This is a genomic window from Rhizobium arsenicireducens (assembly GCF_964021225.1).
Genome location: NZ_CAXHYK020000001.1, coordinates 588,385 through 606,850, shown reverse-complemented (window position 1 = coordinate 606,850; position 18,466 = coordinate 588,385). Strand labels below are relative to the sequence as shown.

Below are 18,466 nucleotides of genomic sequence, written 5' to 3'. Positions count from 1 at the left end.
CTTCTCCCCGCGGGCGGGGAGAAGGAGGATGTGGCACCCTCTTCGCCTCCATGATCGTCGAGCGAAGCGCGGGGTACGCCCCCTCTCCCCGTTCACGGGGAGAGGGTTAGGGTGAGGGGCAAATCTTGCCCCTGCAATCCATTCAGGTTCGCCGATCAGCTACCCTTGCCGCCGCATTTCCCCGTGGCGACGTTGAAGTTGCCGCATTCCATCGGCTTGCGCCAATCGGAGATCAGGTCCTTGGAATCGGGCAGGTAGTCGGACCATTCGTCGCCGACGACGGCCGGCGTCTGCTGGACGATTTCGAACTGGCCGTCGGCCTGGATTTCCCCGATCAACACAGGCTTGGTGATGTGGTGGTTCGGCATGACGGTGGAATAACCACCCGACAGGTTCGGCACGGCAACGCCGATGATGCTGTCGAGCACCGCGTCAGTGTCTGTCGTGCCGGCGGCCTCGACCGCCTTCACCCAGGCGTTGAAGCCGATATAGGCGGCTTCCATCGGGTCGTTGGTCACACGCTTGTCGTTCTTGGTGAAGGCGTGCCAGGTCTCGATGAACTCGGCATTGACGTCGGCGTCGACGGACTGGAAGTAGTTCCAGGCAGCGAGGTGGCCGACCAGCGGCGTGGTGTCGAGACCGGCAAGCTCCTCTTCACCGACCGAGAAGGCGACGACCGGAATGTCCTCGGCCTTGATGCCCTGGTTGCCGAGCTCCTTGTAGAACGGAACGTTGGCATCGCCATTGATGGTCGAGACGACGGCGGTCTTCTTGCCGGCCGAACCGAACTTCTTGATGTCGGAGACGATGGTCTGCCAATCGGAATGACCGAACGGCGTATAGTTGATCATGATGTCCTCTTCGGCGACGCCCTTGGACATCAGGTAGGCCTTGAGGATCTTGTTGGTCGTCTGCGGATAGACGTAGTCGGTGCCGGCGAGAACCCAGCGTTCGACGCCTTCTTCGGCAGCCAGGTAGTCGACGGCCGGGATCGCCTGCTGGTTTGGCGCGGCACCGGTGTAGAAGATGTTGCGCGAGGATTCCTCACCCTCGTACTGGACCGGGTAGAACAGGATCGAATTCAACTCCTCGAACACCGGCAGGACCGACTTGCGCGACGACGATGTCCAGCAGCCGAACACGGCAGCGACCTTGTCCTGGGAAATCAGCTGGCGGGCCTTTTCGGCAAACAGCGGCCAGTCGGAGGCCGGGTCGACGACGACGGCCTCGAGCTTCTTGCCCAGCACGCCGCCCTTCTTGTTCTGCTCTTCGACGAGCATCAGCATGGCGTCCTTCAGCGTCGTCTCAGAGATCGCCATGGTGCCGGAGAGCGAATGCAGAACGCCGATCTTGATCGTCTCTTCCTGAGCAAGCGCGCCGTTGAATGCTGTCGTCGACAGCATGGCGCCCACAAGCGCGCCGGTGAGTTTCATCTTCAATGCCATTGTCGTGAACCCCTCTTCTTGTTCGCAACCGGTCGGTTAATGAAATTTAACCGTTGCTGGAGGGACTATCCGACGCTGCACTGCAAAACGTTATACGTCATATGACGTAGGCGCGGGGGTGAAGTGCGGGATATGGGACAGGCACTGCGCCGAAGGCGCCCGTCCAGACAAGAAGGCCGAAGACGCAAGCGGAATGCTGCCGAATGACGGCGGCGCAATTTATGACACAGCGCACGCGGTGATCCGATTGTGCCGAGGGACGCCGGAAAGGGAGAGTGCGGACAGAGCCGCAATCCCCCTATCGCTGTATCCCCACTTACTCTGTTGGCGGCTCAAGCGGCAGAGTTGCAGCATAGGCCAGCACATCGATCGCATCCGATAACGGGAAGGCCCGAAGGTTGATCATCTGCACCCCGGTATGGGCGTTGAGGATCTTGTTCATCACTTCGTCCGGCAATTCGGCCGCCTCGGTGCCGACGTAGTTGTGGGCACCGTCTTCGCCCCAGTCGATCAGCCGCCCATCAAACCCGTGACAAGCCGCGCAGGTCGTTTGGAAAATCGCCCGTCCCCGCTCCTTGTCCCCCGTATTCACGGTCCTGGTCTCGTAGTCGATGAAGGACCGCATATCGACCTGTCCACGGCTGACAAATGCCGCGACGCGCTGTATTTCCTCGTCGGTGATCATCTCGGTCGTATAGGGATGGTTCGCATCGCGCAGCGTCTTGCCGATCGCTTCCACGGGCTTTCCGATCGCACCATTGATACCCTTGATACCGGTGAAATGCCCCCCCTTAGAATAGATGCCGTCCTTGCCCAGGTAGTCCCAGCCATGACATTCCTTACACCGCCAGGTTCCTGGGCCGGATTGTTCTTTGTTCACGGAAACCGGATAGGCCGGATTGGTGCCTTCGGGCTTTTCACGGTCGAGGGCGTCCCACCAGTTGTCGTAGATACGTCCACCCGCCGCCAGCGTCCAAGCCTCTGACGGCACTTCGGGCGCTCCGTGGATGAAGTCCTGCGCCTCGGGTTTATGATCGTAGTCCCGGTTTTGGTGTTCATCGGCCGAACTCACGCCCGGTAACGCAAGAGCCAGTGCTGCCGCAACGGCAAAGACGGTTCGCTGCATGGTTCATTCCTCCCCAATCGGTGGACCGACACCCGGATTCAAGGCGTCATTGCCACCGCCTCCCTTTGCGGCCGCCCGAGATGACGGAATCCGCCCAAAAAAGTAAGCACGCATGGCCAAGATAGAGCAATGACCATCGGTGCACTTGCCTTGCCACAGGACCGCTCTTTAGACTTTGGCTTATGTAAACGTCACTCAAGTCATAAAGCCGTTTATCGCTGTTTTCCGGAAAAACACGCTAGATGAGTTTTTGCCATCCGATTGAGCCAGAACGAATGAAACAGTTTCTACGCTTTCCTTGGTCGGCAGACCGCACGCTGGGACTGATTGCCCTGATCCAACTGCTGTGCGGGCTGCTGTTCGCTATCGACATCGCGTATGAATTGCACCGGGACCTCGTCAAGGCCACTCCACTGACCTGGCCGCAATCGCTCCATCTTGTTGTCGAAAGTCTGGCCGTGGCGCTCCTCTGGTTGGGCTTCGTACTGTCACGGCGGCATATGCGCAGGCTGCGAAGTGCCGGGACGGCACAGGCCGACCAACTCCAGTCGCTTCGGGGGCACTTCGACGACATACTGGTAAGGCAATTTGCCGCCTGGGAACTGTCGAAGGCCGAAAGCGACATAGCCCTTCTGTCGCTGCGCGGTCTGAGGATCTCCGAAATTGCCAAACTCCGGGCGACAAAGGAAGGAACCATCAAGGCACAATTGAGCGCAATCTTCCGCAAGGCCGGCGTCGGCACGAGAGCGGAGCTTCTTGGAATCTTCATGGACGAGTTCCTCGATTTCGGTGCATCGCAGGAAAGAGAAGCAGCGTCGGGACGGACAATAGCCCATCCGATTGAGGCGCCAGGCAACATCCACCCAGGCGTCCGCAAAGGCTTCCGCCGGTGAATCCACGGCCAACGCGCTGCACAAGCTTGGACGAGCCGAATTATCTACACGTAACGCTCATCAGGTTCTCTCGGGTGAAATACCTTTCCAGGCCGTCTCGCCCAGACCGCGATTGAAGGCCAGAATTGGTCCGACAAATCGGGCGTGAATGGAGATCGCTACCGTCAGGTTTGCCGTAGTTGTTCAAATCCTCAGATCAAACAACTGGCATGGCAGACGGCATTCTCGCACGGCACCATCCCTCCCCTTGCAATTCCCCGTGTTTCCGGCAAAATGCTCAATCTTAAGTCAATTTTATTAAGGCGCTAGTTTTTAAGCATGGCCGCACGCCAACGCATCATCCCGGTCCGGCGCGAGTACAATCGCTGGGTCGCTAACCAGACGCTGGAAGACTATGCGTTGCGCTTTACCGCCAAGAGTGCCCGGCAATTCTCCTCGAGCCGGATTTCTCAGACGGCGATCGGAGCTATCTCCTTTCTGGCGCTGGAGGCCATCGGCGGCACGATCACGCTGTCCTACGGCACGACCAATGCCTTTTTCGCCATCATCGCCGCCGCTGTCCTGATGCTGCTCGTCGGCCTGCCGATCAGCCGCTATGCCATCCGCTACGGAGTCGACATCGACCTTCTGACCCGCGGCGCCGGCTTCGGCTATATCGGCTCTACGGTGACCTCGCTGATCTATGCGAGCTTCACCTTCATGCTGTTTGCGATCGAAGCCTCGATCATGACCGGCGCGCTCAAGCTCGCCTTCGGTATTCCGCTGTGGATCGGCTACATCATCTCAGCCATGGTGGTGATCCCGCTGGTCACCTACGGCGTGCGGCTGATCTCGAAATTCCAATTGTGGACTCAGCCCTTCTGGATCGTCCTCAATATCCTGCCCTTCATCTTCATCGCGTTTCTCGACTGGGAAAAGATCGACCTCTGGCGCTCCTTCGCCGGCATCGGCCACTCCAATGCCCAGATCGGCTCAACCGCCCCCTTCGACCTGATCGAATTCGGCGCGGCCTCCGCCGTCATCCTGGCGTTGATGCCGCAGATCGGCGAACAGGTCGACTTCCTGCGCTTCCTGCCGCCTGAGGGCGGGCGAAAGCTCCACCATCGCATTGCCGTCTTCCTCGCCGGCTCCGGCTGGGTCGTGCTCGGCGTGCCCAAGCTTCTTGCCGGCTCCTTTCTCGCAGTGCTCACACTTTCGACCGGCGCACCGGCCAGCGAGGCGGCCGACCCCGCGCATATGTATCTCGCCGCCTTCGGCTACATGATCCCGAACGACACGGCGGCCATGCTGCTGATGGCGTGCTTCGTGGTGATCTCACAGCTCAAGATCAACGTGATGAACGCCTATGCCGGTTCGCTCGCCTGGTCGAACTTCTTCTCGCGGCTGACCCACAGCCATCCGGGCCGGGTCGTCTGGCTGGTGTTCAACGTGGCGATCGCGCTCCTGCTGATGGAGCTCGGCATCTATCGGCTGCTTGAGGAAACGCTGGGCATATTCTCGATTATCGCCATGAGCTGGCTTTGCGCCATCTCCGCCGACCTTTTCGTCAACAAGCCGCTGGGGCTGGCACCGCCCGGCATCGAGTTCAAGCGCGCCCATCTCTACGACATAAACCCGGTCGGCTGCGGCACGCTCGTGCTTTCGGCCGGCATTGCGCTTGCCGCCCATTTCGGCCTTTTCGGGCCGCTGATGGCATCGCTTTCCACCTATGTGACGCTGATCGCCTTCGTGATCTCGCCGCTGATCGCCTGGGGCACGAAGGGCGAGTACTATCTCGCCCGAAAGCCGCGCCACAGCTGGAAGAACCTCACCTCGATCACCTGCTCGATCTGCGAACACCCGTTCGAGCCGGAGGACATGGCCTGGTGCCCGGCCTATGCCGCGCCGATCTGTTCGCTGTGCTGCTCGCTCGACAGCCGCTGCCACGACATGTGCAAACCGCACGCCAAGCTCAACGCCCAGGCGACCTTCGTCGCGGCGCGCTTTCTGCCCGAACCGGCGCTGGCCTGGCTGTCCACCCGCCTCGGCCGCTATGCGGTCACCGCGCTCGTCGCCGTCTCGCTCATCGGCGCGATCCTCGCCCTCATCGCCCATCAGGTCTCCACCGCCTCGCCGGAGACGGCGGACGTCGTCAACCGCACAGTGCTGATCGTCTTTTTCGTCTCCGCGGTCATTTCCGGGGTCGCCAGCTGGTTCTACGTTCTCGCCCATGATAGCCGGGTCGTGGCGGAAGAGGAATCCTCGCGCCAGAACACACTGCTGCTCAAGGAAATCGCCGCCCACCGCAAGACAGATGCGGCGCTGCAGACCGCCAAGGACACGGCAGAGGCCGCCAACCGGGCGAAGAGCCGCTATGTCGTCGGCCTGTCCCATGAACTGAGGACGCCGCTTAACGCTGTTCTCGGCTATGCCCAGATCCTCGAGCGCGACGAAACGATCCCGCCCGCCCGCCAGTCCGCGATCAGGGTCATCCGCCGCTCGGCCGACCATCTATCCGGGCTGATCGACGGGCTGCTGGACATTTCCAAGATCGAAGCAGGCCGTCTACAAGTCTTCTCCAACGAGCTGAATATCCAGGATTTCCTCGACCAGTTGGTGGACATGTTCGCCCCCCAGGCAGCCGCCAAGGGCCTGACCTTCGAGCACGAGCGGTCGGGCGCCTTGCCGCTCTACGTCCGCACCGACGAGAAGCGTCTGCGCCAGATCCTCGTCAATCTGCTCTCCAATGCCATCAAGTTTACCGACGGGGGCACGGTGCGCTTCGAGGTTGGCTACCGCAGCCAGGTGGCGACCTTCACGATCTCCGACACCGGGCGCGGTATTTCCGAGCGCGACCTGACGCGGATCTACGAGCCCTTCCAGCGGGGCGAGGCTGACAATATCCGCCCCATGCCGGGGCTCGGTCTCGGGCTGACGATTACCAAGCTCCTGACCAACACGCTGGGCGGCGAAATCGCCGTCGACAGCGAAAAGGACAAGGGTTCGACCTTCAAGGTCCGGCTGATGCTGTCGGCCATCGACCGCCCGAGCACGGCTCCCGCCATCGAGCGCAGGATCGTTTCCTACACCGGTCCGCGCCGGACCATCGTTGTCGTCGACGACAATGAAGACCATCGCGACCTGATGCGCGAGGTGCTGGCACCGCTCGACTTCGTCGTGCTCACGGCGGCCGGCGGACCTGAGTGCCTGACACTGATCGAGGGCGTCAGGCCGGATCTCTTCCTCGTCGACATCCAGATGCCGGGCATGAACGGCTGGCAACTGGTCGAGAAGCTGCGTGACGCCGGGCAGCGGGCGCCGATCATCATGTTATCGGCCAATATCGGCGACGCGCCCGGTCCCGGTGGCGAGGGCCACGACGATGCCATCGCCAAGCCGGTCGACGTGCGCCGCCTGCGCGACAAACTCGCCATGTATCTCGGCCTCGACTGGATCTATGCCGATGAGCAGCTGGGCACGGCGGCAGCGACCGTCCACCCACTCAACCAGCCACCCGGCTCGCCGGGTCAGGCGCACATCGCCGAACTCACCCGTCTGAGCGAAATCGGCTATGTCCGCGGCATCGAGGCGAAGCTTGCGGACCTGGCGAAAATCGGGAAGAACAGCGCCTTCGTCGACGCCTCGCGCGGTTTCGTCCAGGCCTTCGACCTGGCCGGCTTCGCCGCCTTCCTGAAGGACATCGACGCTCGGGAGGAAAAGAGCCATGGCTGAGGCAGACCGTCCCCGCGACATCGTGTTGCTGGTCGACGACAGTCCCGAGGCGCTCGGCTTCCTGACCGATGCGCTGGAACAGTCCGGCTTCTCGGTGCTGATCGCCACATCGGGCCAGGCCGCGCTGTCGATCGTCGACAAGATCAGTCCGGACCTCATCCTGCTCGATGCGGTGATGCCGGGCATGGACGGTTTCGAGACCTGCCGCAGGCTCAAGGCCGATCCGGTCGCCGCCCAGGTGCCGGTGATCTTCATGACCGGGCTGACCGAGACCGAGCATGTGGTCCACGCACTCGATTCCGGCGGCGTCGACTACCTGACCAAACCGATCAACATCGACGAATTGCGTGCCCGCATTCGTGTCCATCTGTCGAATGCCCGTTCGGCCCAGAGCGCCCGCGTCGCGCTCGATGCCGCCGGACGGCATCTGCTGGCGGTCCGCGCAGACGGCACGATCCACTGGTCGACGCCGCAGGCGACCCGGCTGGCCGACAGCGCCACCGGAAGCGCCAGCGGCCTCGATCTGGTCGCTGGCGCCATTGCCGGCTGGATGGCGCGGCGCGGCGCGCTCGCCCATGGCGGCGAAACCGCCTTCTGCTTCACCCATGCGGGCGGCACCGAGCTGCAGCTCGGCTTTCTCGGCGGCCTCGGCCCGGACGAGTACCTGTTCCGCCTGACGGTCGCCAACCGGCGCAGCGAAGACGAGGCCCTGCGCGGCCAGTTCGGGCTGACGCAGCGCGAGGCCGAGGTGCTGTTGTGGATCGCCAAGGGCAAGGCGAACCGCGACATCGCCGACATCCTTGGCCTTTCGTCCCGAACCGTGAACAAGCACCTCGAGCAGATCTATGTGAAGCTCGGCGTCGAAAACCGCGCTTCGGCGGCCGTTAAGGCCACTCGTGTGCTGCACGTGGATTGAGGAAGGCCGCAACCGCCTTTCCTCACGCGCGTGGAGCACGCATCCTGCAGCATCATTCCTTCCCCGAAAGCGATAGAGCCGCACTTGATCACCGGCAAGGCTCGTACCTTCGCTTGCGGATGACTGCCATTCAGTATGACCGGATCGCACGGGGCAAGCCGGAACGGAAAAAGCCCGGCACGAGGCCGGGCTTTCCACTTCGATCCGGCAGGACCGAAATTCTTACATTTCGAAGTAGCTGTACTTGCCGTCTTCGCCCTTCTTCCACTCATACATGACGTAGTCGGGACGAGTGATATCGCCCTTCTCGTCAAAGCTGAGTTCGCCGAGAGCGGTCTTGAACGGGCCCTTTTCCTTCAGGGCCGCTGCAACGGCTTCCGGATCGTTCGAACCGGCAGCCTTGGCACCTTCCGCGATGACCTGCATAGCCGCATAGGAATAGAGCGTGTAGGCTTCCGGCTCGAAGCCAGAGGCGCGGAACTTCTCGACGATTTCCTTGGCTTCTTCACGCTTGCGCGGGTCCGGAGCGAAGGTGTTGAGGGTGCCTGCGACGGCGTCGCCGGCGATCGAAGCCAGTTCGTTCGAGACGATACCGTCGCCCGACATGAACTTAGCCTTGAGGCCGCCATCAGCCATCTGGCGCATGATCAGGCCAGCTTCCGTGTGCAGACCGCCCCAGTAGACGAGACCGACGCCGGCTTCCTTCATCTTGGAGATCAGAGCCGAATAGTCCTTTTCGCCGGCAGTGATGCCTTCGTACATGACTTCGGTGATGCCAAGGCCGTTCATCGCCTTCTTGGTTTCGTCGGCAAGGCCCTGACCATAGGGGGTCTTGTCATGGACGACGGCAACCTTCACGTCCTTGAAGCTGTCGGCGATATACTGGCCGGCAACCGCGCCCTGCTGGTCGTCACGGCCGCAGGTGCGGAAGGTGTTCCACATGCCGCGCTCGGTATAGACCGGGTTGGTGGCGGCCGGAGAAACTTCGAGGATGCCGTTTTCGGCATAAACTTCCGAAGCCGGGATCGAAACGCCCGAGTTGAAGTGACCCACGACGAACTTCACGCCGTCAGCTGCAAACTTGTTGGCGACCGAAACGCCCTGCTTGGCGTCAGAAACGTCATCGCCCAGAACGATCTTGACCATTTCGCCGTTGATACCACCGGCAGCATTGATGTCAGCGGCAGCCTGCTCCGCACCTTTCTGGAGCTGTGCGCCGAAGGCAGCGTTCGGACCGGTCATCGGGCCACCGACACCGACCAGAATTTCAGCCCAGGCATTGCCGGAGAAGGCAACCATGGCCGTCAGCGCTACGGCTGACAGAAGAGACTTCTTCATTTTGTTACTCCCAATTTTTTAGGCGGGTTAGGTTTCAAAAACCCTGCGCAATACCCACCATGACTGCGCCGGAAAAGCTGTTCCACTCTTATGAAAGCTCACGCTCTTCTTGCCCATGTGAGACAAGAAAAACGCGGCTGTCAATCTTTCTTCTTCCACGAAAAGGGCGATGTCCTCTCGTATAGCCAATAATAGTTGTCCACCATCTGGGTCGTGCGCCGCGTACGGTAACCGGCGGTGGAAAACACAAGCAAAATCAACACGTCTACACCGTAGAGCAGCGGGCTGATAAACGGCCCCTGAAACAGCGAGTAATGCAGGAAACGCATCACCACGCCGAGCAGGAGGGTGTAGATAACGACGGTCGCATAACCCTGCCAGCCCTCGGCCACAGCCCTTCCGGTCCGCCACGCGGTCCAGAACCCGAGCAGTAGCACCAGGAAGCGCAGAACCATGCGGACGCCGGTATCGCTCTCGAAAAACAAGCCTTGCATATCTATTCTCCCTGCACCCTCAGTGGTGGCCGCCTTCGAGGTAGGCCGCGCGGACCGAAGGATCGGCGAGCAGTTGCCTGCCCGTCCCGCTCATGGTGACCTTGCCGTTGACCATGACATAGGCGCGGTCGGAGAGCTTCAACGCCGCGAACGCATTCTGCTCGACGAGAAAGACGGTAAGGCCTTCCTCCTGGTTAAGCTTCTTGATTGCCGCGAAAATGCCTTTGACGATCAACGGTGCGAGACCAAGCGATGGCTCGTCGAGCAGCAGCAGCTTTGGACGGGCCATGAGTGCGCGACCGATAGAGAGCATCTGCTGCTCGCCCCCGGACAAGGTCCCACCGCGCTGCGATTGACGTTCCTTGAGGCGCGGGAAGAGCGTGAAGATCTTCTCGACGTCCTCGTCGAAATATTTCAGGTTGTCGAGACCGGCACCCATCTGAAGGTTTTCGAACACGGTCATCCGCGGAAAGATGCGGCGACCCTCCGGCGACTGGGCGATACGACGGCGCGCAATCAGATGGGTCGGCATCTTGGTGATGTCGGTGCCGTCGAAGGTGATCGTGCCGGCGCGCGCCTGCGGACTGCCACAGATGGTCATCATCAGCGTCGACTTGCCGGCGCCATTCGCACCGATCAGGCTGACGATCTCACCCTGGCGAACCTCGACGTCCACGCCGTCCAGCGCCCGGATGTTGCCGTAATAGGTCTCGACGCCCTGTACTTTGAGAAGCGGCTCAGAAGACATCAGTTCTGTTCTCCTGCAACGGCTTCGACTTCGTGGATTGCTTCATCCAATTCTTCATCCTCGACACCCAAATAGGCCGCAATGACCTTCGGGTCGTTCTGCACGTGGTTCGGCGTGCCGTCAGAAATCTTCTGCCCGTATTCGAGCACGACAACGTGGTCGGAAATCTCCATGACGACTGACATGTCGTGTTCGATCAGCAGCAACGAAGTGCCCTCGTCGCGAATGCTGCGCAGCAACGCATTGAGCACGAGGGATTCCTTCGGGTTCAGGCCAGCTGCAGGTTCATCGAGGCAAAGAAGCTCCGGTCCGGTGCACATGGCACGGGCGATCTCCAGACGGCGCTGTGCGCCGTAGGGAAGGTCGCCGGCCGGATCGTCGGCGCGATCAACAAGATCGGCCTTTTCGAGCCAATACTTCGCCTTTTCGATCGCCGCGGCAGCCGCATGTTTGTAGGCAGGCAGGCCCAGCAGACCAAGGACCGTGTAGCCGGACGCCTTCATCAGCGCGTTATGCTGCGCGACCAGGAGGTTCTCCAGAACCGTCAGGCCCGAAAACAGCCTGATGTTCTGGAAGGTGCGGGCGACCTTTGCCTTCTTGGTGATCTCGAAGTCGGGAAGACGCTCCAACAGGTACTGGCTGCCGTCACTATGGGTCATAGTGATCATGCCCATCGTCGGCTTGTAAAATCCGGTGATGCAGTTGAACACCGTGGTCTTGCCGGCACCGTTCGGCCCGATCAGTGCGGTGATTTCACCGCGCCTGACTTCGAACGAAAAGTCATCGATAGCCATCAGGCCGCCGAACTTCATCGAAAGGTGCTCGACATTGAGGAGCGTGTCTTTGGTCATCGTATTCGTTCCGGAAGTCATCAGCCGTGACCTTCCTTGGTAAAGCTTCCAGAGACAGCCCTGCTCTCCTTGAGGAAGGCGGTCGGTTGACGCGAGCCGACGAAACCACGCGGCTTGAACAACATGACGATGACCATCGCCAGGCCGAATAGCAGCATGCGGTAGAGTTCCGGCGTGAAGTCAGGGCCAAACACGTGCTTGAGGAACTCCATCTCGCGCAGCAGTTCCGTGCCGCCGACCATGACGATCGCGGCAACAGCGATGCCGGTCAGCGAACCCATGCCGCCGAGAACGACGATGGCGAGGATCACGGCCAACTCGAGGAAAACGAAGCTTTCCGGAGAAACGAAGCCTTGTCGGGCAGCAAAGAACGACCCCGCGAAACCGCCGAACATTGCGCCGATAGCGAAGGCTGTAAGCTTGGTCGTCACCGTATTGATGCCGAGCGAACGGCAGGCAATCTCGTCTTCACGCAGAGCTTCCCAGGCGCGGCCGATCGGCATGCGACGAAGCCTGATCGTCACATAGGCGGTCAGCATGCACAGAGCCAGAATGAGATAGAAGAGGAAGATCTTGTAGTAGGCCGACGACATCGGCAGATCGAACATCTTGGCGAAGCCGGTCGGCGAGGCATCGAAGTTGATGCCGAACAGCGTGGCCTTCGGAATGCCGGACACACCAAACGTGCCCCTGGTGACGTCCGTCCAGTTGATCAGCACGAGGCGAATGATCTCACCGAAGGCGAGCGTCACGATCGCCAGGTAGTCACCCCGTAGCCGGAGAACCGGGAAGCCGAGGATGATGCCCCAGAAGGCGGCGAGAATGCCCGACAGCGGCAGCAGGACCCAGAAGGACAGGCCGAAATGCTGTGACAGCAGCGCATAGGAATAGGCACCGACCGCGTAGAAGGCGACATAGCCGAGGTCGAGCAGGCCGGCGAGACCGACGACGATATTGAGACCCCAGGCCAGCATCACGTAGATCAGGATCTGGATGCCGAAATTGTCGACGAACTTCAGCGAACCCTGGATGCCCATCAGCCAGACGATGACCGGCGGATAAAGCACGAGGGCGAGAAGGGCAATCTTGAGAAAATGCTGGTGGAAGAAGGAGGGCTTTGCCTCGATCTCATGAACCGGCATTTGCGAAAGCCGATCCTTGCGGGACCGGTTCCACGGCTGGATGAAGGCGACAATCAGGAAACGGCCGATGGCCGCAACCGCGACGAAGATGGCCAGAAGGCCCCAGCGCGGATACCATACCAGCGCATTGTTGATGTCCTGATCGGTCTTGATGCCGACATACAGGCTGAACAGGCCGAGTGCGAGAACGCCCGCGAAGAGACCTTCCTTGAGCGCGCGCGCAAGGTTGCCGGATTGAGACGTGCCGGCCACGTTTACAGGATTTGCCATGGGATCAGACCTTTTCGACTTCTGGTCGACCAAGGATGCCGGTTGGCTTGAAGATCAGCACAAAGGCCAGGATACCGAAGGTGGCGACGTCCTTGTAGGCGATGCTGAAATATGCCGACCAGAGCGATTCGATGAGGCCGATCAACAGACCTCCGAGCACAGCACCCGGCAGCGAGCCGATGCCACCCAGAACGGCGGCGGTGAACGCCTTGACCCCCGGAATAAAGCCGTCGTTGAACGACGCGACACCATAATACATCAGGTACATCGAACCCGCGACCGCGGCGAGTGCGGCACCCATGACGAAGGTGATCGACACGGTCTTGTCGACATCGACACCGAGAAGAGCCGCCATCTTGCGATCCTGCTCCGTGGCGCGCTGGGCGCGGCCGAGCGGCGTCTTGTTGACGATGTACCAGAATGCGGCGAGCAGCACCGACGTGATGACGACGATGAGCAACTGCTTGAGCGAAATCGTGATGGCACCAAAGTGGTAGACATCATTGACCAGCGCCGGAATCGGCTTGTTGCGCGGCCCCTGCGTCACCTGGATGAAGTTCGACAGGGCGATTGACATGCCGATCGCGGTGATCAGCGGCGCCAACCGGAAAGAACCGCGCAACGGCCGGTAAGCAACCCGCTCGATCGTCCAGTTCCACAGTCCCGTCATCAGCATCGCAACGACCAGCATGATCAGCAGCGCAAGCGCGACCGGAATGCCGGCAAAGAACGATGTCAGGATGAGAAACACAATGAGGGCAGCGAAGCCGCCAAGCATGAAGATGTCGCCATGGGCGAAGTTGATCATGCCGATGATGCCGTAAACCATCGTATAGCCGATAGCCACGAGGCCATAGATAGATCCAAGAGTCAGCCCGTTTATGAGCTGCTGGATGAAATACTCCATTACCAATCCCCCGGACGCGGCCTTTTAGCGCGTCCCTTTTTATGTTGTCCCCTATCGGGGTTCTTAACATGCTCGGATTTGATAGCGTTTTCGGCAAAAATGTGAAGTCCAAAAACTAGGCGGCGCGCATTTTACCGGCAATTTGCTACAATTTGGTGATTTTATCGCCAAATCCACCAAAAAAGCGGCACAAAATGCCGACAAAGTAGCTTATGCCGCCTTTTTCACTGTTGGAATTTTGCCTTCAATCAGCCGCAAGCATGGCCAAAATTGACGGAATGAGCGAACTTTTCGTGATCGACCGGTATCGGTCGGCACGCAACAAGCTCCAATTCTCATATTAGCATAGCTGCGAAATCTCGCGCGGGCCAATCACAAAGCGACAACAAGCAGCGCTGTATGCGCGGCCATCGGCGCTGGAGCCCGTCCTCAACCCAGCCATCAACACTTGGCGATAGCGCGCCGCTGCGAAAAGGGGGAAACACGGGCCGGAAAAATAAGCCTTTTCAATGCAGCGCGACCTCGTTCGTCCCCCTGGCCTGAAACCGTTTCAAGCTGTTTCGCATCGAACATACCGAAACGGAGAACGCATTCATGTCGGACGCAACTGCAAACCTTGCTCTTCCCTATATCAAACCCGCACAAGCCCAGAAGCACGTCACCCACAATGAAGCACTGCAGGCACTCGACGCGGTCGTACAGCTTGTGATCAAGGCGCACCTGGCCAGTCCGCCGGCCTCACCGCCAGAGGGGGAGTGCTTCTGGGTGTTGCCGGGAGCAACGGGCGACTGGGCCGGCGAATCGGGACGCCTCGCCTTCCGCCAGGATGGCGCATGGACCTTCATCGCGCCGCGCACCGGATGGTGCTGCTATGATCTCACGGAGGAACGGCTGAAAGTCTTCACCGGAACGGACTGGCGCGACATTCCCCTGCCCGCCGAAGCGCAGATTTCGGCGCTCGGGATCAGCGCTGCGCCTGACGCCACCAACCGCCTGGCGGTATCCGGACCGGCCAGCCTCTTGAACCATGCCGGCAGCGACCATCGCCTGAAAATCAATAAGGCTTCGACCGCGGATACGGCATCCCTGCTGTTCCAATCCGGCTGGCAGGGCAAGGCGGAAATGGGGCTTGCGGGTGACGACAAGTTCGCCATCAAGGTCAGCGGCGACGGGGCGGCATGGACGACCGCACTGACGATTTCCCCGGAGGGCGTGGTCCGCACGCAACAGCGGCCGCTGGTGCGCGCCGCGCTTGCCGCCGCCAGCCTTTCACCCTCTGCGGGCACAATGACCGGCTTCGACGATCTTCACCTCGTTGCGGGGGGATTCGCGCTTGGCGCAGCACTGGCTTCAGGCCACGGCAAGGAATTGGTCGTGCCGGCGACAGGCACCTATCTCGTCACCCTCAACGTGGAGGCACAGGCCTCGTTTGGCCATGCCGTGACACTGCGCGTCAACGGCACAGGCAATCTTGCCTCAGTGGCAGGAGGGGTGGGTTCGCAGTCATCTACGGTGCTCGTCTCGCTGCAGGCGGGCGACGTTTTCACCCTGTTGCATGCGGGAAGCGCACAATTGCTATTCGGCTATGCTCACACGGAAATCTCGGCACACATGCTTTAGGCTTGGCACCGCCGGGCGCGCTTCCGCCGGGGGGTTCCGTCGTTCGCCCGTCCTCACGGACGGGTGAAGCGGACGCTCAGAGAAGCCGGAAACGGCAGGCTCTGGCAACCGCCTGCATCCGGTTGACGGAATCCAGCTTGCGCATGGCACTCTTGAGATAGCTGACCACGGTGTGGCTCGAGATCGACAGGATGATAGCGATCTCATCGCTACTTTTGCCAGCGGCCGACCAGCGCAAGCACTCGATCTCGCGGGCCGATAGCTTCTCGCGCGGTCCATCCTTCTGGGTGATCCGGCTTGAGCAGTTGTCGAGCAGTTCGAGGCAGTCGAAATAGAGATTCGCGACCTCGTGCCGGTCCAGTTTGTCCCTCTCGCCCGAAAAGACGAAAAGATAGTGGGCAAGCCCCGAATCGTGGATGGAAAAGGCCAGACTGAAGCCCAAGCCGCAATCGGCAAAAGCGCCGGCGAGGCTACGCTCCGCCTCCTCATCCCTGCCTTCGACGAAGACGCATTCAGCGGACTGGAACGGCAAGACGCTCTGCTTCAAATGGGCCACCATCCGGCTCGCCGAGAAATGGTCGCCGACCCGGTACCGCTCCTTCAACTCGAGCGGCCAATTGCAGAACAGCGCATTCGCGGCGAACTCCGGCTTGTCGGCCTTGGGAAAGCTGCTGACGAAAAAGTATGCGAACCCGTAGCTGCGCCCCAGCGCTGCAAACTGCCGGCCGAGAGGACAAAGGCCCGCATCATCGACCGGGATCGCCGAAACGGCACTACCCTCTTCCTCACGACAGATCGAGTCGGACAGCCTAAACATTGCGCTCCTTTCGACCGAAGCTATTCAGTCGCATCCTGGATATCAATCGAACGAACATGGCTGGAACGGTAGAGAACGGAGCTGGCGCCGATCTTTCGGTTCTGGCTCGGTGCGGGATTTCATCGCGCACCCGGAGTTCACGGCGGTGAATAGCGAACCATACCCTCCGTCATTGTTCGAAGCTTCTACTACAGATTCAAATCTAAGATACTTCTAATTCAGCATAACTCCTATGCGGTTGACGCAAGTTTACGCAACGGCAAGCAAGAATCGGCTTCGACGGATGCTTTTTTCCTCAGCCGCCAGTCGTGAAAATTATTATCAAATGCTTACAAGGCGCTTAGGCAAATTTTAAAGGTGGGCGGCTAGGATGCACGGGTGTGGTCTTGAGTTTGTATAGAGAGTCCAATGACCGAAATGATCCGCCCCCGAGTGAAATATGTCATCGGCCCCGATGGCAGCCCGCTGACCATTGCCGATCTTCCGCCGGCCAATACGCGCCGTTGGGTGATACGCCGGAAAGCAGAGGTTGTCGCCGCGGTGCGCGGCGGCCTGCTGAGCCTGGAAGAAGCCTGCGAGCGCTATACCCTGACGGTCGAGGAATTCCTTTCCTGGCAGTCCTCCATCAACGACCACGGCCTGCCCGGCCTGCGCACCACGCGGATCCAGCAGTATCGCCATTAACTCGGGCCTTGGCCGGCGAAAGCCGCCTGCCCCCCATAGACCCATCGTGCGCGCAGGACACCCTCCATGCGCGCACGTTGTCTATTGTGCCCGCGCTTGGCGCTGAACCACATGGTGGAGCAATCCGGCAAGCACGGACGAAGCCGCGTAGAACCACAGGCCCGGCTGCGTGAAGGCCTCAGCCAGGCCGCTGGATTTGGCCGCGAATATGACGATTGCCACCAGCAATACGTCCATCATCGACCACTTCGACAGGAGCGGCACCAGTGCATGCAGGATACCACTGCGCGTATCGGTGCCCGGGACCATGAAGGCCTCTGCTCCCAGACCGACCAATTTTACAATTGTAAAGGCTATCGACAGCAGGCCCACGAGCAATGCAAGCCCGGCATTACCGTCCCGCCATAGCGCGACGACGATCTCAAAGAGCGAAGGCTTGTCGACGAAAAAGTAGAGCTTCTCGAAGCGAGCAAGGGGCAATACGATGCCGAGCGCCAGCAACATCGATGCCAGCACCAGCATCACGGCCTTCACCCAGATCATTGCTGCAGCCCCCCGCCCAGATCACCGCACGGCCCGTTCGCACGCTTAGACATCATTGCCGGGAAAAGTGGCCGATGTTAAGCCGGTCGGCATCTCTGTCGACAATGGGGGAAGCGATGCATATCAAAAACGAGGAAGCCGGGTCGGGCGGCCGGTATGTCGGGAATTTCGTCGAGGGAGAGGCACCGGCGGTCATGACCTATTCCCGCGCTTCGCCGAGCCTGATCATTGTCGATCATACGGAGGTTCCCGACAGCATGCGCGGCAAGGGGGCCGGTCAGGCCTTGGCGCTCCACGCGGTTGAGCAGGCGCGTAGCGGCGGCTGGAAGATCATCCCGCTCTGCCCGTTTTTCCGTGCCCAGGCGCAGCGCCACCCGGATTGGCGCGACGTTATCAAGTTTTGATTGTGTCCGGCCGGCGTTTGCCGCCCGGACAAATATCGACGAAAACGGCCCGACAGCGGCCGCGGATCTCTCCGCTCCGCCACCGGATCGCATCGTGTTTCAAGCGATCCCGAGCGCTAGGCCCGGATGCGCATTTGACCGTCACGCTCTTCGAGCGCCGCGGCTTTGGCGTGTTCCGCCTCGGCCTCTTCCAGGGCAAGTTCGGCAGCCTCCTGCTGAACTTTCAGTTCACGGATAGACCCCTGGAGATTGTCGGCCCGCTGGCGGGCCGCCTTGGCAAAGGTTGGATAGGCAAAATGGTTCGGATCGGTGATCCCGGACTTCTTCTCCTCGATGGCGATCTGGTTTTCCAGTTCCTTCGCCATCCGCTCGAACTCCGCCATCATTGACTGCAACTGCTGCAATTGCCGACGCTTTTCGGTGACCTGAAATCCTTTCAGGCGCACTAGGCTCTCACGCGACTTCATACGCAATACTCCCGTGATGCGAGACCCCCCGCCACACATACTGACAAAATGCCAAGCCGCTTTTTCGACGAATCATTCTCGAAAAAGAAC

The 18,466-nt window shown here is 60.4% G+C and carries 17 protein-coding genes; 6 read left to right on the top strand and 11 right to left on the bottom strand.

The window, feature by feature from the left end; genetic code table 11:
* Positions 1-155: 155 nt before the first annotated feature.
* Positions 156-1,445: an urea ABC transporter substrate-binding protein gene (gene urtA / locus ACWPVA_RS02855; protein ID WP_454286231.1), complete on the bottom strand. Its 1,290-nt coding sequence runs from the start codon at positions 1,443-1,445 to the stop codon at positions 156-158.
* A 316-nt stretch (positions 1,446-1,761) separates the two neighbouring features.
* Positions 1,762-2,571: a c-type cytochrome gene (locus tag ACWPVA_RS02850; RefSeq protein ID WP_454286230.1), complete on the bottom strand. Its 810-nt coding sequence runs from the start codon at positions 2,569-2,571 to the stop codon at positions 1,762-1,764.
* Positions 2,572-2,846: 275 nt separating this feature from the next.
* On the opposite strand from ACWPVA_RS02850, the gene ACWPVA_RS02845 reads away from it, so the two are divergent.
* The 3 genes from ACWPVA_RS02845 (at position 2,847) to ACWPVA_RS02835 (ending at position 8,091) form a co-directional block, all read left to right on the top strand.
* Complete coding sequence (locus ACWPVA_RS02845; protein WP_454286229.1) at positions 2,847-3,464, top strand: helix-turn-helix transcriptional regulator; 618 nt, start codon at positions 2,847-2,849, stop codon at positions 3,462-3,464.
* A gap of 318 nt (positions 3,465-3,782) precedes the next feature.
* Entirely contained in the window at positions 3,783-7,175 is a 3,393-nt protein-coding gene (locus ACWPVA_RS02840) for a hybrid sensor histidine kinase/response regulator (protein WP_454286228.1), read from the top strand.
* On the top strand, positions 7,168-8,091 hold the full coding sequence (locus ACWPVA_RS02835; protein ID WP_454286227.1) for a response regulator: 924 nt from the start codon (positions 7,168-7,170) through the stop codon (positions 8,089-8,091). The genes ACWPVA_RS02840 and ACWPVA_RS02835 overlap by 8 nt, the downstream gene beginning before the upstream one ends.
* A 222-nt stretch (positions 8,092-8,313) precedes the next feature.
* On the opposite strand, the gene ACWPVA_RS02830 is transcribed toward ACWPVA_RS02835, so the two are convergent.
* The 6 genes from ACWPVA_RS02830 to ACWPVA_RS02805 all read right to left on the bottom strand — a co-directional run bounded on the left by ACWPVA_RS02830 (position 8,314) and on the right by ACWPVA_RS02805 (position 13,841).
* A complete protein-coding gene (locus ACWPVA_RS02830) occupies positions 8,314-9,429 on the bottom strand; it encodes a branched-chain amino acid ABC transporter substrate-binding protein (protein WP_454286226.1) in 1,116 nt (371 codons plus the stop codon).
* A 140-nt stretch (positions 9,430-9,569) separates the two neighbouring features.
* A complete protein-coding gene (locus ACWPVA_RS02825; RefSeq protein ID WP_454286225.1) occupies positions 9,570-9,923 on the bottom strand; it encodes a DUF6867 family protein in 354 nt (117 codons plus the stop codon).
* Between the two features lie 19 nt (positions 9,924-9,942).
* On the bottom strand, positions 9,943-10,671 hold the full coding sequence (locus tag ACWPVA_RS02820) for an ABC transporter ATP-binding protein (RefSeq protein WP_454286224.1): 729 nt from the start codon (positions 10,669-10,671) through the stop codon (positions 9,943-9,945).
* A complete protein-coding gene (locus ACWPVA_RS02815; protein ID WP_454286223.1) occupies positions 10,671-11,543 on the bottom strand; it encodes an ABC transporter ATP-binding protein in 873 nt (290 codons plus the stop codon). Before ACWPVA_RS02815 ends, ACWPVA_RS02820 begins: the two co-directional genes overlap by 1 nt.
* Positions 11,543-12,934 (bottom strand): high-affinity branched-chain amino acid ABC transporter permease LivM, encoded by a 1,392-nt coding sequence (gene livM / locus ACWPVA_RS02810; RefSeq protein WP_454286222.1) that lies wholly within the window; start codon positions 12,932-12,934, stop codon positions 11,543-11,545. Before livM ends, ACWPVA_RS02815 begins: the two co-directional genes overlap by 1 nt.
* Positions 12,935-12,938: 4 nt before the next feature.
* Positions 12,939-13,841 carry a branched-chain amino acid ABC transporter permease gene (locus tag ACWPVA_RS02805; RefSeq protein WP_454286221.1) on the bottom strand — a complete coding sequence of 301 codons (903 nt, stop codon included), beginning with the start codon at positions 13,839-13,841 and terminating at the stop codon, positions 12,939-12,941.
* A 594-nt stretch (positions 13,842-14,435) separates the two neighbouring features.
* Between ACWPVA_RS02805 and ACWPVA_RS02800 the strand changes: the two genes are divergently transcribed.
* Positions 14,436-15,461 carry a DUF2793 domain-containing protein gene (locus ACWPVA_RS02800; protein ID WP_454286220.1) on the top strand — a complete coding sequence of 342 codons (1,026 nt, stop codon included), beginning with the start codon at positions 14,436-14,438 and terminating at the stop codon, positions 15,459-15,461.
* A 76-nt stretch (positions 15,462-15,537) separates the two neighbouring features.
* On the opposite strand, the gene ACWPVA_RS02795 is transcribed toward ACWPVA_RS02800, so the two are convergent.
* Positions 15,538-16,278 (bottom strand): helix-turn-helix transcriptional regulator, encoded by a 741-nt coding sequence (locus tag ACWPVA_RS02795; protein WP_454286219.1) that lies wholly within the window; start codon positions 16,276-16,278, stop codon positions 15,538-15,540.
* A 408-nt stretch (positions 16,279-16,686) separates the two neighbouring features.
* Here ACWPVA_RS02795 and sciP point away from each other — a divergent pair, with 408 nt between their 5' ends.
* Entirely contained in the window at positions 16,687-16,962 is a 276-nt protein-coding gene (gene sciP, locus ACWPVA_RS02790; RefSeq protein WP_006725852.1) for a CtrA inhibitor SciP, read from the top strand.
* A gap of 81 nt (positions 16,963-17,043) precedes the next feature.
* Here the strand turns inward: sciP and ACWPVA_RS02785 are convergent, their stop codons facing one another.
* Positions 17,044-17,505, bottom strand: coding sequence for a paraquat-inducible protein A (locus ACWPVA_RS02785; RefSeq protein WP_454286218.1), 462 nt, complete (start codon positions 17,503-17,505; stop codon positions 17,044-17,046).
* 116 nt (positions 17,506-17,621) lie between these two features.
* Between ACWPVA_RS02785 and ACWPVA_RS02780 the strand changes: the two genes are divergently transcribed.
* Positions 17,622-17,909 carry a GNAT family N-acetyltransferase gene (locus ACWPVA_RS02780; protein WP_454286217.1) on the top strand — a complete coding sequence of 96 codons (288 nt, stop codon included), beginning with the start codon at positions 17,622-17,624 and terminating at the stop codon, positions 17,907-17,909.
* Positions 17,910-18,025: 116 nt separating this feature from the next.
* Here the strand turns inward: ACWPVA_RS02780 and ACWPVA_RS02775 are convergent, their stop codons facing one another.
* Positions 18,026-18,376, bottom strand: coding sequence for a flagellar export protein FliJ (locus ACWPVA_RS02775; protein WP_454286216.1), 351 nt, complete (start codon positions 18,374-18,376; stop codon positions 18,026-18,028).
* Positions 18,377-18,466: the final 90 nt, after the last annotated feature.